Source organism: Thermosulfurimonas sp. F29, from assembly GCF_019688735.1.
Classification (GTDB): Bacteria; Desulfobacterota; Thermodesulfobacteria; order Thermodesulfobacteriales; family Thermodesulfobacteriaceae; genus Thermosulfurimonas_A.
Genome location: NZ_JAIFYA010000002.1, coordinates 454312 through 468618 on the forward strand (window position 1 = coordinate 454312; position 14307 = coordinate 468618).

The window sequence follows — 14307 nt, forward strand, 5'->3', positions numbered from 1 at the left end:
CACCTTCCGCCTCCCCTGAGGTTTGCCCCTTTTTACCCTCTCCCCTACCCCTTGACAACCGTGACCGGACGGGAGTTTGTTACAGAAGGTTCCGGTATCGTAAATGTAGAGCCAAGCTCTCGACATCTGGGGAGCCGGATCTCTCCGGAAGAAGAGAGGCCATGGCGAAAAAAATCTCATGTAGAACTTTAACGCATGCGAATCGAAAATATTTCCACCCATAATCTTCGCATATCCGAGCTTGAGCTTCCGGAAAGGACCCTCGTCGTCATAACCGGCCCCTCGGGATCGGGAAAGTCCAGTCTGGCCTTCGATACCCTGGCCCGGGAGGGTCGTCGTCGGTATCTCCTGGCCCTTTCGGTAAGCGAGGAGGTGCGCCTTCCGCCCCCCGCCAGGGTGGAAAGAGTCGAAGATCTCCCTCCGGCCATAGCCCTTCCCCAGCGAATCCCCCCTCGCAATCCCCGGATCACCGTGGGAACGATAACCGGGATACTGGAGAAGTTTCGCCGGCTCGCCGCGGAGATCGGCGAGGTCCCCTGCGGTTCCTGCGGGAGATCCGTACGCGTGAGCACGCTTTCGGAAATCCTGGACCGCTTCGAGGGTCTTCCCCGGGGAACCCGGATCTTCGTCACCGCCCCGGTAGGGGAAAGATCCCCCGCCGCCCTTTCCTACCTTCTGGGAGAGGGTTTCAGCCGTTTCTGGATAGACGGCGAGATTTACGATCTCACCGAGGAATCTCCCCCGCGGGAGATCCGACGGGCCGAAGTGGTGGTGGACCGAATCGTCGTTAAGGAAGGCCTGCGTATGCGCCTCATCGAAGCCCTGAGACTGGCCGAGAGGCTCTCCGGAGGCCCGGTAATTCTCCGCACGGTCGAGGGGGGGGCCTTCCCCTTCACTCTGGGTGGGCGTTGCCCGGAGTGTCTCTCGGAGGTCCCCTCCTTCGGGCCCGAGGACTTCTCCTTCAATCATCCCCGGGGGGCCTGTCCTTCCTGTGAGGGGCTGGGAGAGGTCCAGGGTAAGCCCTGTCCGGACTGCGGGGGGCTCAGACTGAAGCCGGAGGCCCTTCGGGTGAGACTCTTTGGGCGCCCCTTCGGGGAACTCCTCGCGCTTTCGATTCGGGATCTCGTCCGATTCCTCAAGGGAGCCGAAGCCGAAGGCCTCACCGGAGAAGTGCTCCGGGCCTTTCGGGAGGATCTGCTGAGCGTGCTTGAAGTGCTTTCCCGCCTGGGGGTGGGCCATCTTTCTCTGATTTCGCCCTTTCACCGCCTCTCCACCGGGGAACGAAAGCGGGTGGAACTGGCCGCGGTGCTCTCTCAGAGGCTTTCGGGAACTCTTTTCGTGCTGGACGAACCAGGGCTGGGACTCTCGCCCTCGGAAAAAGAGACGCTCCTTGCCTTCCTGCGGGATCTGGTCTTTCGGGGGAACACGGTCGTGGTGGTGGAGCACGACCCCCTCTTCGTGAGGAGGGCGGATCTGGTGGTGGAGCTCGGTCCGGGGGCCGGTTCCGAGGGAGGGCGGGTGCTCTTCGTGGGGCCGCCCGAGGCCCTGTCCGTCCGATCCGATCTTCCCACCGGGGCTTTTCTGTCCGGGAAAAAACGCCTGAAAAGATCGTTTCGCCCTGAAGGAAAACGGCTCCGTGTCTCCGGGCTCTCCCTCCTCCTGGAGGGCCTCAATGTGCTCTGTGGAGCCTCGGGAGCCGGAAAGACCCGCCTTCTCGAAACCCTGGCCGCAGAACTCAACGAAAAGGGTTTCCCCTCCCTTTTCCTTTACGGAGAACTTCCGGGGAAGACCCGGGGGAGGGTGGCGAGCTTCCTTTCCGTTTTCGACGAGATACGAAGGATCTTTGCCGCCACCCCCGAGGCCCGGACCATGGGCCTTACGCCGGGACACTTCAGTCCCTTTTCCCGGGAAGGGCGCTGTCCTTATTGTCGCGGGGAGGGGCGCAGGATCTTCCGGATATCCGGCCTCCTGGAGACGGAGATGCCCTGTGAGGAATGTCGGGGCACCGGGCTGCGTCCGGAGGCCCTCAGGGTCACCTACCGGGGTCTCTCTTTGCCCGAGGTGTTGAATCTCTCCGTGAAGGAGGCCCTTTCTTTTTTTGCCCGGATTCCACCGGTGGTGGAAAAACTGCGCCTGGCGGCCAACAAAGGGCTGGAATATCTCCGTCTGGGGCAGGATCTGCGCACCCTCTCCGGCGGAGAGAAGTTGCGTCTTCGTCTGGCCCGGGAACTTATGCGTCGGGAGGGGGCCCGGTTTTTACTCCTGGATCTCCCCTCCATGGGTCTTCACCTCTCCGATCTCGAAAGACTCCTCCTCGTGTTTGAGGATCTCCTCAGACAGGGAAAGACCCTGATTCTTGCCGAAAACCAGCCCCTTCTGGTGCTCCTTGCCGACGAGATCGTGGTGCTCTCAAAGGGACGGGTGAACTTTACCGGCCCGCCCACGGAATTCCTGGCCACGGAACACCCCCTGGCCCGCGACCTGGAACCCTATCAGTACTTCGTGGAGATAGAGTGAGGATTACGGGAGGTGTTCTCAAAGGATTGCGTCTTGCGGCGCCCTCCGGGCGAGGTACCCGACCCATGACCGAAAGGGTGCGCAAGGCCCTGTTTGACATCCTGGGGGAGCGGGTGAGGGGGGCGAGAGTGCTCGATCTCTTCTCCGGTTCCGGGGCCCTGGGAATCGAGGCCCTCTCCCGGGGAGCGGAAGAGGTGGTCTTCGCGGAGGCCGATCCCCGGGTCTGCGCGGTGATCAGGGAAAACCTTCGCCGCCTTCGTCTGGAGAAAAGGGCCCGGGTGATAAGGGCCGTCCTTCCCCGTGATCTCCTTCGGGTGCCCGAGGGGCCTTACCACCTGATCTTCATCACTCCTCCCTACGGAAAGGGGCTGGCCGAAAGGACTCTTAAGGCCCTTCCCCCGGCCCTCCTTGCCGAGGAGGGGCTTATCGTGGTAGAAGAAAGAGTCGATGCGGCTTTGAGCGAGGAGTATTCCGTTTTCAGGAAGCTCCGGGAAAAAAGCTACGGACAGACGGTGCTTTACTTTTATGGACGGTGAAACCACTCCCCGGATCGCGGTCTATCCCGGAACCTTTGACCCGGTAACCAACGGGCATCTGGATCTCATCCGACGGGCCCTTCGTCTCTTTGATCGCCTTATCGTGGCCATAGGAGAGAATCCCGCCAAAAAACCCCTCTTCGGTCTCGAGGAAAGGCTGGCCATGCTTGAGGAGGCCGTGGCCGACTGGCCGGAGGAGGAAAGAAAGCGCCTTGAGATCACCAGTTTTTCCGGGCTTCTGGTGGAGTTTTGCCGCAAAAGAGGGGCCCGGGTCATCGTGCGAGGGCTTAGAGCGGTCTCGGACTTCGAATACGAATTTCAGCTGGCCCTGATGAATCGAAAACTGGCCCGGGACATAGAAACCGTCTTTCTGATGCCCGGTTTCCGCTGGATCTTCATAAGCTCCACCATAATCAAGGAGGCCGCCCGCTTCGGAGGGGACCTGGAGGGGCTGGTTCCCCCCGGGGTCGCCAGGAGGCTGCGTGAAAAGTTCCGTCTGGGTTAAGCTTCTCCTAGTCCTTCTCTTCCTGATGCTACCTTTTTCTTCCTTCGGAACCGTTGCCGGGCCCTGCTACCTCCGATTCCGGGTCACCTGGGAATTTATTCCGGTGGGCCGGATCGAGCTCTGGAATACCGGCCGGGAACTCGTGGCCTATTCCCGCACCACCGGTCTCGGGGCCCTGATCTTTCCCTTCCGCTCCCTCTGGCGCACCCGTCTCGATCCGAGAGGTTTTCCTCTCAAGACCCGCATCGAGGTCGTGGAAAGGGGACATCCCAAACTCAAAATCTTTACCTTCGAGGTGGGAAAGGGACGGGTGGTCAGGGAGAAGCTCACCCCTCACAAAAGGGTAAGAGAGATCTATCGGATCCCCCTTCCGGCCTACGACGAGCTCTCGGCCTTCTGGGCCACTCTGGCCCATCCTTGGAAGGCCCCCGGAGAACGCCTCCTCCTTCCGGTCTTTGCCCGGGGGAGGATTCACCGGGTCACCCTTGAGGCCCGGGCCTTTGAAGAGATACGCACCTTTCGAGGGTGGGAAAGGGCCCTGCGGCTCGAGGCCCTCATGCCCTTTGAAAGCGAACTGATCAGGCGTTCGCGACGCCTGAAGCTTTACCTGTCCCCGAAGGGATTGCCTCTGGCCGGAGAGGGCGACATTCCTCTGGGACACCTCAAGGTTTACCTGGAAAGGGTTTTAGCGGGATCACGCATCCCGCCACCACCAGGAGCACTTCTTCGCAAAGGCTGGCCAGCGTCCTATTGAGGCGCCCCAGGAGGTTTACATACCGCCGGGTGAGAGGGTCCGGAGCCACCGGGGAAAGCCCCACCTCGTTTGAGACCAGGAACAGGCGCCCGGAAAAGGTCTTCACCTCCTCGACGAGATCCCGAAACCTTCCCTCCGGGTCCTCTCCGTAATGGAGGAGGTTCCCCACCCACACCGTCAGACAGTCCACCACGGTGGTCCTCCCCGAGGACCGGCGCAGGGCACCGGCGAGATCCAGGGGTTCCTCCAGGGTGAGGAACTTTCCTCCCCGTTCCCTTCGGTGGCGGGCGATCTTTTCCTCCATCTCCTGATCCGTGGGTTCGGCGGTGGCGATGAAGACACGGGGTGAAGGCGCCGAGAGCGCCATCCTCAGCGCCAGACGACTCTTCCCGGAGGCCGTGCCCCCCAGAATCAGGGTCCGCATTTCGAGGTTGCTTTTACCCCGGATTTAGCTTAAAGAAAAGGCCAGTGAACCGTAAAACCCGTGCGGAGGAGAAGAGGTGAGGGAGCTTCCCAAGAGTTACGACTTTCGCCAGGTGGAGGAGAAGTGGTATCGCTTCTGGGAGGAAAAGGGCTTTTTCCGTCCCTCTCTGGAAAAGGGGAAGCCCGCCTTCTGCATCGTCATCCCTCCCCCCAATGTGACCGGAAGTCTTCACATCGGGCACGCCCTGAACAACACCATCCAGGACATACTGGTCCGGTACAAGCGCATGGACGGTTACGACACCCTGTGGCTGCCGGGCACCGATCACGCGGGCATCGCCACCCAGAATGTGGTGGAGCGGGAGCTGGCCAAAGAGGGCAAGACCCGGCACGACCTCGGGAGGGAGGCCTTTCTCGAACGGGTCTGGGCCTGGAAGGAACGGTTCGGAAACCGCATCATCGAGCAGCTCAAGCGCCTGGGGGCCTCCTGCGACTGGTCCAGGCTGCGGTTTACCATGGACGAGGGGCTCTCCCGGGCGGTGCGGGAGGTCTTCGTGCGTCTCTGGGAGGAGGGGCTCATCTACCGGGGGGACTACATCATCAACTGGTGTCCCCGATGTCACACGGCCCTCGCGGACATCGAGGTGGAACACAAACCCACCCCGGGAAAACTGTGGTATCTGCGCTACCCCCTCGTGGACGGCTCGGGGGAGGTGGTGGTGGCCACCACCAGACCGGAGACCATGCTGGGAGACACGGCGGTGGCTGTCCATCCCGAGGACGATCGTTATCGGGATCTCGTGGGCAAGCGGCTCCGGCTTCCCCTCCTCGGGCGCGAGATCCCCGTCATCGCGGACCGCAGCGTGGATCCGGAGTTCGGTACCGGGGCGGTGAAGGTAACCCCGGCCCACGACTTCGCCGACTTTGAGATGGCCCGCCGGCACGGTCTTCCTCTGGTGAAGATCATGGACGAAAATGGTCGCCTCACCCGGGAGGCCGGCCCCTATGCGGGGCTCGACCGTTTCGAAGCCCGCCGGAAGGTCCTGGAGGACCTCAGGGCCCGGGGATTCCTGGTGAAGGAAGAGGACTACGAGGTCATGCTCGGCCACTGCTACCGCTGCGATTGCGTGGTGGAACCCCTGGTGTCCAAGCAGTGGTTCGTGCGCATGAAGCCTCTGGCCCAGCCCGCCATAGCCGCGGTGGAAAACGGCTTCATCCGTCTGGTTCCGGAAAACTGGAACAACCTTTACTTCGACTGGATGTATCGCATCCGGGACTGGTGCATATCCCGTCAGATCTGGTGGGGGCATCGCATACCCGCCTGGACCTGCGCGGACTGCGGAAAGACCTCCGTCTCCCGGGAGGACCTGGAGGTATGTCCGGAATGCGGCTCCCGCCGGTTGCACCAGGAGGAGGATGTGCTGGACACCTGGTTTTCCTCGGCCCTGTGGCCCTTCTCCACCCTGGGCTGGCCGGAAAAAACCCCGGATCTCCGGCATTTTTACCCCACCTCGGTGCTGGTGACCAGTTTCGACATCCTCTTTTTCTGGGTGGCCCGAATGATCATGATGGGTCTTCACTTCATGGGCGAGATTCCCTTCCGCACGGTCTACATCCACGCCCTGGTGCGCGACGAAAAGGGTCAGAAGATGAGCAAGAGCCGGGGCAATGTCATCGACCCCGTGGTGATGATAGAGAAGTACGGCGCCGACGCCCTGCGGTTCACCCTGGCCGCACTGGCCGCTCAGGGACGCGACATCAAGCTTTCCGAAAGCCGCATCGAGGGCTACAAGCACTTCGTGAACAAGATCTGGAACGCCGCCCGCTTCGTCCTCATGCACCTTGAGGACTTTGAGCCCCGGGAGATTCGCCCGGAGGAACTTCCGCTGGTGTCCCGCTGGATCCTCTCGCGGCTCTCCCGAACCGTGGAGAGGGTAAGGGACCGGCTCGAGGCCTACGAGTTCGATCAGGCGGCACTGGCCATCTATCACTTCTTCTGGAACGAATTCTGCGACTGGTACATTGAAGCGGCCAAACTCTACCTGCGCGAGAACCACCCGGCCGGGGAAAGCACGCGAAATGTCCTCTACCGGGTGCTGGAGACCTCCCTGCGGCTTCTCCATCCCTTCATGCCCTTCGTTACCGAGGAGCTCTGGCAGGCCCTGCCCCACGAGGGGGAAAGCATCATGGTGGCCCCCTACCCGCGGGTGGAAGAAAGTCCCCGAGACGAGGAGGCCGAAAGAGAAATGGCCCTCCTCATGGAGGTAATCGTAGCCCTGAGAAACATCCGGGCGGATTATCACCTGCACCCCACCCAGGAGATCCCCGCGGTGGTGGTTAGCGAGAATCCCTTAATCAGGGAGCTTCTCGAGCGCGAAAGTCCTCTCGTAAGACTTCTCGCCCGGGTGGGAGACTTCGAGATTCGGGAGAGCGGGCCTCCTGAGGCGGCGGCCTCGGTGGTGCTGAGCGAGGCCGAGGTTTTCGTGCCCCTCAAGGGGCTGGTGGATGTCGAGCAGGAAAGGGCCCGGTTGCACCGGGAAAGGGAAAAGATTCTTAAGGAAAAAGAACGGGTGGATCAGCGTCTGAACAATCCGCAATTTCTGGAAAAGGCCCCGGCGGAGGTGGTGGAAAAGGAAAGAGAACGGGCCCGGGAACTTTCCGAGCGCCTGAAAAAGATCCAGGAAATTCTGGCCCGTTTTGAGGCTTTGTCCGCTTGAAAGACACCCTGATTTTCGTACTGGTTCTGGGTGGATTCGGGATTCTGGGAACGGCACTGGTCTTCATATTTCGGGAGCTGGGAAGGCTCTCGGAAAGGATGCGTCTCTGGGAGAACTCCCTTGCGGAACTGCGGGATCGACTTTCCGCCTTGTCCCCGATGGAGGAATGTGTTAAGGAGTTGAATCAGGAGGTTTTGAGCCTGAGTCGGCTTTTTACGGGTCGGGCTTCCGGTAGAGGGGGGGAGAGGATTCTGGATGAACTCCTGGCAGCACTTCCACCGGAGATCCTCCTGCGGGAGGTGGAGATGGGCTCGGGACGGGTGGAGTTCGCCCTGAGGCTTCGGAACGGGCATCTCGTGCCGCTTGACAGCAAATTCGTGGAACCCGCAAGCCTCAACCACAGAAATCTTTCATCCCGGGTCCTCGCCCGGGCGCGGGAACTTCAAAAATACCTCGAGGACCCCCGGTGTGCGGGGTTCGCCCTGGCCGCCGTTCCCGACGGAGTCTATGAGGCTGTACGCAAAGAGCTTGCCCGGGCCGCTCTGGAACACCGGGTCGTTCTGGTTCCCTATACCCAGATTCTCCCGGTGGTCCTGATGGTAATCGCCATGGCTCCGAAATTTTCCCCGGAAGGAAGCAAAAACGGTGAAGAGTTGGACCTATTTTTCGATGAGCTCGAGCGAAACCTGGTTCAGCAGGAAAAACTATTACGGCAGGGACTTCAAAAAATCGGAAAATTGATTAATTTAATTTTAAGGAAAAAAACGATTCTAGTCGGTAGATAAGATGGCCGAAAAAAGATGGTATAGCCGTTATCCTGTAGCGGTTTCCGGGGCCCTGGCGAACGGCAACTTGATGTGTAAGGTGGAATTACTGGATCTGAGCATCGAGGGGGCCAGGATCCGGGGGGATCTCTCCCGTTTGAAAAAGGGGGATCAGGTTCGTCTTTCCATCCTCACCAAGCCCCCCATAAAGCTCGCCGGGGAGGTGCGCTGGTGTCGCAAGACCCCGCAGGGCGTTGAGGCCGGGATCAAGTTCACCGATATGGACTTCAAGAACCGGCAGCATCTCCAGATCTTCATTTCTCAGATCGCCCTGGCCAAGACTCCGGAGATTTACTTTCGGTAGGGCCTTGTCTCTTTTCCTTTTTCCCGTTAGCTTAAGGCCGAAACTTCAGCTTGCGAGGGGTTGCCATGAAGGTGAACATTGAGGACATAAGCGCAGTGGAAAAACGCCTCCAGGTGGAGCTTCCTCCGGAAGAGGTGGCCCGGGCCGTAGACCGCACCTGCCAGAAGCTCTCCCGGGAGGTGGATCTCAAGGGCTTTCGCAAGGGCCGGGTGCCCAAGAGCGTGCTCAAGCGACTCTTCCGGGAACACATCGAGGAACGGGCCGCGGAACTTCTGATCAACGAGACTCTGCCCAGAGCGGTCAGGGAAAGCGGCCTTGAGCCCATCCTGCGTCCCATGGTGGAAACCTACGGCCGGGTCGACGAGAAGGAGGCCTTCACCTATACCGCCACGGTGGACATCCGGCCGGAATTCGAGCTCCCCCGGGAGGCCTACATCGGGATAGAGGTGGAGAAACCCTCGGAGGAGGTTTCCGAGGAGGAGGTGGATGAATACCTCGAGGCCCTGCGCTACACCTTTGCCGAGGTCAGAAAGGCCGAAGAAGACCATGTTCTCCGGGAAAGGGATGTGGCCATCATCGCCTTTAAGGCCTACGAAGGGGAAAAACCCGTTCCCGGGCACGAGGCCGAGGCCCTCTATGTGGATGTGGGCACCGGGGAGTTCGACGCCAGGGTGGAGGAAGCCCTCATCGGACACAGGGCCGGCGATCGAGTGGAGGTGGAGGTAGAATATCCCGAGGACGCCCTGAACGAGCTCCTGGCCGGAAAGAAGATTCGCTACGAGGTGACCATACGGGAGATCTATGTGCGGGAGCTGAAACCCCTCGACGACGAATTCGTCAAGAAGATGAACCTGGGTTTTGAGTCCGTGGAACACATGCGGGAACGGGTGCGGGCACGGCTTCGTGAGGAACGAAAGCGCAAGGCCGAGGAAAAACTCCGGGAGAACCTCCTGGGCAAGATCCTCGAGAAGGTGGAGTTTCCGGTTCCGGAAAGGTACATCGAGTTCAAGATCGCCCAGATGCTCGAGGGGATCGCTCAGGACCTGGAGAGCCGGGGGCATACCTTCGAGTCCGCCGGGATCTCCGTGGAGCGTCTCAGGAAAAAGCTGCGTCCCGTGGCGGAACGACAGGCCCGGGAAGAGTTCGTGCTGGAAAAGATCGCCGAGCAGGAGAACATCACCGTCACCCAGGAGGAGATGGAGGAGAAGGCCCGGGAGATGGCCAGGGCCTCGGGGGGAAAGCCGGAAGACGCCATGCGGGTGATCATGACCTACATGGTTCCCAAGCTCCTTGCGGAAAAGACCTTGCAGTTCCTTATTGCCCAAGCTAACTTAAAGGACGGCCGAGAAAACGAGGCTTCCGGTGAGACCGGGGAAGCCGGAGAGGGATAAGGGATGCCGCTCATTCCCATAGTTATAGAACAGACCGGACGGGGGGAGAGGGCCTACGACATCTACTCGCGCCTCCTCAAGGAACGGATCGTTTTCATCGGCGGAGACATCGACGACCATCTGGCCAATCTGGTCATTGCTCAGCTTCTCTTCCTGGAGGCCGAGGATCCCGAGCGGGACATCATGCTCTACATTAATTCTCCCGGGGGGCTGGTTACCGCGGGGCTCGCCATTTACGACACCATGCAGTATGTGAAGCCGGACATCTGCACCATCTGCATGGGGCAGGCGGCCAGCATGGCGGCGGTGTTGCTGGCCGCGGGCACCAGGGGCAAACGCTACGCCCTCCCTCACGCCCGCATTATGCTCCATCAGCCCATAGGGGCCTTTCACGGACAGGCCACCGATGTGGACATCCAGGCCCGGGAGATCCTGCGCCTGCGCGAATTGCTGAACGGGATCCTCTCCCGTCACACCGGTCAGCCGCACGAGCGTATCAAGGAGGACACCGAGAGGGACTTTTACATGTCTGCGGAAGAAGCCCTTCAGTACGGCATTATCGATAAAATCATCACGCCGCGGGAGGCCAAAAAATCCACGGAGGATCGGAAGAACCCATGAATCACTCCAGGATAACCGGGGAACTTCACTGTTCCTTCTGCGGAAAGAGTCAGCAGGAGGTTCGCAAACTCATCGCCGGCCCCTCCGTTTACATCTGCGACGAATGCGTGGAGCTCTGCAACGAGATCATTGCCGAGGATTACGAGAAGGAGCTGGCCGAGGAAAGGCTCAGGGAGATACCGAAGCCCTCGGAGATAAAGGCCTTCCTGGATCAGTATGTGGTGGGACAGGAGCGGGCCAAAAAGATCCTGGCGGTGGCGGTGCACAATCACTACAAGCGCATAGAGGGCGGGGGCAACCTTCGGGATGTGGAACTCCAGAAGAGCAACATCCTCCTCATCGGTCCCACCGGTTGCGGAAAGACCCTTCTCGCGCAGACCCTGGCCAAGTTTCTGAATGTTCCCTTCACCATCGCCGACGCCACCACCCTCACCGAGGCGGGGTATGTGGGTGAGGATGTGGAGAACATACTCCTCAACCTGCTTCAGGCCGCGGACTTCGACATCGAGCTGGCCCAGCGGGGCATCGTATACATCGACGAGATCGACAAGATCGCTCGCAAGGCGGAAAGTCCCTCCATCACCCGGGATGTTTCCGGAGAGGGGGTCCAGCAGGCCCTCCTCAAGATCCTCGAGGGCACGGTGGCCAACATTCCTCCCAAGGGAGGACGGAAACACCCTCAGCAGGAGTACATTCGCCTGGACACCACGAACATCCTCTTCATCTGTGGTGGGGCGTTCGTGGGGCTTGAGGACATCATCCGGCAGCGGCTCGGAAAAAGCGGTCTCGGTTTCGGTGCGGAGATAAAGAGCGTCAGGGAGATGTCCATAGGGGAGATCCTGGCTCAGGTGCAGCCCGAGGATCTCATCAAGTACGGGATGATTCCGGAATTCGTCGGGCGCATCCCGGTGGTGGCCACTCTGGACGAGCTCACCGAGGAGGAGATGGTGAGAATTCTGGTGGAACCCAAAAATGCCCTGGTCAAGCAGTACCAGAAGCTCTTTGAGCTCGACGGGGTGGAGCTCCGCTTTACCGAGGGGGCGCTTAAGGCGGTGGCCCGGGAGGCCCTGCGCCGGAAGACCGGGGCCCGGGGTCTCAGGGCCATCCTGGAGGAGGCCATGCTGGAGGTCATGTACGAGCTCCCTTCGCTCGAAGGGGTGCGGGAATGCGTGGTCACCGAGGATGTGATCTTGCGCGGGGAAAAGCCGATTTTAATTTATGAAAAAAAGGCCCAGGAAGCCTAATAAAAGTGAAAGAGGCCCGATGGCCGAAGGAGGGTTATGAGTACGGAACGAACCGGACTTTTGAGGTTACCCCTTTTACCCTTAAGGGACATCGTCCTTTATCCTAATTCCCTGGTTCCCCTCTTTATCGGGCGGGAAAAGAGCATTCTGGCGGTAGAGCACGCCCTTTCCACGGGGAAGGAGATCTTTCTGGCCGCGCAGAAGGACGCCCAGATCGACGATCCCGGAGAGGACGACATCTATCGGGTGGGCACCATTGGACAGGTGATCCAGGTCTTGCGGCTTCCCGACGGGACCATCAAGGCCCTGGTGGAGGGCAAGCAGCGGGGCCGGATCGTGCGTTTCGTGCCGGACTACGACTTCTTCGTGGTGGAGGTGGAACCGAAAACCGAGGTCATCGAGGCGGGGCCCGAGCTTGAGGCCCTGGTCAAGCTCACCCACGAGGCCTTTCAGGAATACAGTCAGATCAACAAGAAGCTTTCCTCCGATCTGGTGAACAACATTCTGCGGATCAACGAGCCGGCCAAGCTGGCCGATCAGGTGGCCACGGTGCTCAACCTGAAACTCCCCCAGAAGCAGAGGCTTTTGGAACTCACCAGCGTGCGCAAGCGTCTGGAGCTGGTTTACGGATATCTCCGCGGTGAGATCGAGGTGGCCCGCGTGGAACAGCGGATCAAGGAGCGGGTCAAGAAACAGATGGAAAAGAGCCAGCGGGACTACTACCTCAACGAACAGATGAAGGCCATTCAGAAGGAGCTCGGGGAACGGGAGGATGGCCGGAGCGATCTTGCGGAGCTGGAGCGCCGGATCAAGAAAAAGAGGTTGCCCCGGGAGGCCGCGGCGGTGGTGCGGCGCGAGTTCAAGAAGCTTTCCATGATGTCGCCCATGAGCGCCGAGGCCACCGTGGTGCGCAACTACATAGACTGGATTCTGGCTCTACCCTGGTACGAGAAGACCCGGGACAAGCTGGATCTCGAGGAGGCCGAACGCATCCTGAATGAGGATCACTACGGTCTGGAGAAACCCAAGCAGAGGATTCTGGAACACCTCGCGGTGCAGAAGCTGGCCAAGAAGATAAAGGGTCCCATCCTGTGTCTGGTGGGGCCTCCGGGGGTGGGGAAGACCTCGCTGGCCCGGTCGGTGGCGAGAGCCCTCGGGCGGAACTTCGTGCGCATGTCCCTGGGCGGGGTGCGGGACGAGGCCGAGATCCGGGGGCACCGGCGCACTTACATAGGGGCGCTTCCCGGAAAGATAATCCAGGGTATGCGCAAGGCCGGCACCATTAATCCGGTCTTCTGCCTGGACGAGGTGGACAAGATCGGCACAGACTTCCGGGGGGATCCCGCCGCGGCGCTGCTGGAAGTGCTCGATCCCGAACAGAATCACGCCTTCCAGGACCACTATCTGGAACTGGGCTACGATCTTTCGCAGGTGTTTTTCATTACCACGGCCAATGCGCTTCACACCATTCCGCCTCCGCTTCTCGATCGGATGGAGATCATCGAGATTCCCGGCTACACCGAGGAGGAGAAGCTTGAGATTGCCAGAAACTATCTCCTGCCCCGGCAGCTTGAGGCCCACGGACTCAAGCCCGATCAGGTTCCCATCCCGGACAAGACCATCCTGGAAATCATCCGTCGTTACACCCGGGAGGCCGGGGTGCGGAACCTGGAACGGGAGCTCGCTACCATCTGTCGCAAGATCGCCCGGGAGGTGGCCAAGGATCCGGCGGCCTTTCGCCCCTTCCGGATCACGGTCCGGAAGCTTCCCCGATTCCTAGGGGTGCCGCGCTATCGTTACGGTGTGGCGGAAGGCAAACCCGAGGTGGGCATGGCCACGGGCATGGCCTGGACCGAGACCGGAGGCTCGCTCCTTCAGATAGAGGCCGTAATCATGCCCGGAAAGGGGCAGCTTCACATCACCGGGAAACTCGGGGAGGTCATGCAGGAATCCGTGCAGGCCGCCATGAGCTATGTGCGTTCCCGGGCGCACCAGCTCGGTCTTCCCGCGGACTTCTATCAGAAGGTGGACATCCATGTCCATGTGCCGGAGGGGGCCATACCCAAGGATGGTCCGAGTGCCGGGATCACCATCGCCACGGCCATAGTGTCGGCTCTTCTCAAGATCCCGGTAAAGAACACGGTGGCCATGACCGGGGAGATCACGCTCCGGGGACGGGTCCTTCCTGTGGGAGGGCTTAAGGAGAAGTTGCTGGCGGCCCGGCGCGGAAACATCGAAACGGTAATCCTTCCCAAAGAAAACGAAAAGGATCTCAAGGAAATCCCGGGCAAGGTGCTCAAAAACCTGCGGATCGTGATGGTGGAGCACATGGACGAGGTCCTTAAAGAGGCTCTGGTCCTCGAGGATCCGGAAAAGCTCTTCCGGGATGTTCCGCCGCTGGACATCTGGACGCTGGTGAAACAGAAAGAAAAAGAGGTCGAGGAGATTCGACCTCATTGACAGAGGGCGGG

The 14307-nt window shown here is 60.4% G+C and carries 12 protein-coding genes; 11 read left to right on the forward strand and 1 reads right to left on the reverse strand.

The window, feature by feature from the left end; genetic code table 11:
- Nucleotides 1-195: 195 nt before the first annotated feature.
- The 4 genes from K3767_RS06865 to K3767_RS06880 are packed head-to-tail and all read left to right on the forward strand — an operon-like array spanning nt 196 to nt 4312.
- Nucleotides 196-2517 (forward strand): hypothetical protein, encoded by a 2322-nt coding sequence (locus K3767_RS06865; protein WP_221172826.1) that lies wholly within the window; start codon nt 196-198, stop codon nt 2515-2517.
- Complete coding sequence (gene rsmD, locus K3767_RS06870) at nt 2514-3053, forward strand: 16S rRNA (guanine(966)-N(2))-methyltransferase RsmD (protein WP_221172827.1); 540 nt, start codon at nt 2514-2516, stop codon at nt 3051-3053. Before K3767_RS06865 ends, rsmD begins: the two co-directional genes overlap by 4 nt.
- Nucleotides 3043-3558 (forward strand): pantetheine-phosphate adenylyltransferase, encoded by a 516-nt coding sequence (coaD, locus tag K3767_RS06875; protein ID WP_221172828.1) that lies wholly within the window; start codon nt 3043-3045, stop codon nt 3556-3558. The genes rsmD and coaD overlap by 11 nt, the downstream gene beginning before the upstream one ends.
- Nucleotides 3536-4312, forward strand: a complete 777-nt coding sequence (locus tag K3767_RS06880) for a DUF3108 domain-containing protein (protein WP_221172829.1) — start codon at nt 3536-3538, stop codon at nt 4310-4312. The genes coaD and K3767_RS06880 overlap by 23 nt, the downstream gene beginning before the upstream one ends.
- Here K3767_RS06880 and K3767_RS06885 read toward each other — a convergent pair.
- Complete coding sequence (locus K3767_RS06885; protein WP_221172830.1) at nt 4221-4736, reverse strand: bifunctional adenosylcobinamide kinase/adenosylcobinamide-phosphate guanylyltransferase; 516 nt, start codon at nt 4734-4736, stop codon at nt 4221-4223. The genes K3767_RS06880 and K3767_RS06885 overlap by 92 nt on opposite strands.
- A gap of 76 nt (nt 4737-4812) precedes the next feature.
- Here K3767_RS06885 and K3767_RS06890 point away from each other — a divergent pair, with 76 nt between their 5' ends.
- The 7 genes from K3767_RS06890 (at nt 4813) to lon (ending at nt 14296) form a co-directional block, all read left to right on the forward strand.
- Nucleotides 4813-7452: a valine--tRNA ligase gene (locus tag K3767_RS06890; RefSeq protein WP_221172831.1), complete on the forward strand. Its 2640-nt coding sequence runs from the start codon at nt 4813-4815 to the stop codon at nt 7450-7452.
- Complete coding sequence (locus tag K3767_RS06895) at nt 7449-8237, forward strand: hypothetical protein (RefSeq protein WP_221172832.1); 789 nt, start codon at nt 7449-7451, stop codon at nt 8235-8237. The genes K3767_RS06890 and K3767_RS06895 overlap by 4 nt, the downstream gene beginning before the upstream one ends.
- A gap of 1 nt (nt 8238) precedes the next feature.
- Nucleotides 8239-8580 (forward strand): PilZ domain-containing protein, encoded by a 342-nt coding sequence (locus K3767_RS06900; protein WP_221172833.1) that lies wholly within the window; start codon nt 8239-8241, stop codon nt 8578-8580.
- Nucleotides 8581-8645: 65 nt separating this feature from the next.
- Nucleotides 8646-9971, forward strand: a complete 1326-nt coding sequence (gene tig, locus K3767_RS06905; protein WP_221172834.1) for a trigger factor — start codon at nt 8646-8648, stop codon at nt 9969-9971.
- 3 nt (nt 9972-9974) lie between these two features.
- Nucleotides 9975-10592, forward strand: a complete 618-nt coding sequence (gene clpP, locus K3767_RS06910; protein ID WP_221172835.1) for an ATP-dependent Clp endopeptidase proteolytic subunit ClpP — start codon at nt 9975-9977, stop codon at nt 10590-10592.
- Nucleotides 10589-11836, forward strand: a complete 1248-nt coding sequence (gene clpX, locus K3767_RS06915; protein WP_221172836.1) for an ATP-dependent Clp protease ATP-binding subunit ClpX — start codon at nt 10589-10591, stop codon at nt 11834-11836. The genes clpP and clpX overlap by 4 nt, the downstream gene beginning before the upstream one ends.
- A 36-nt stretch (nt 11837-11872) precedes the next feature.
- Entirely contained in the window at nt 11873-14296 is a 2424-nt protein-coding gene (gene lon / locus K3767_RS06920) for an endopeptidase La (protein ID WP_221172837.1), read from the forward strand.
- Nucleotides 14297-14307 lie beyond the last annotated feature (11 nt).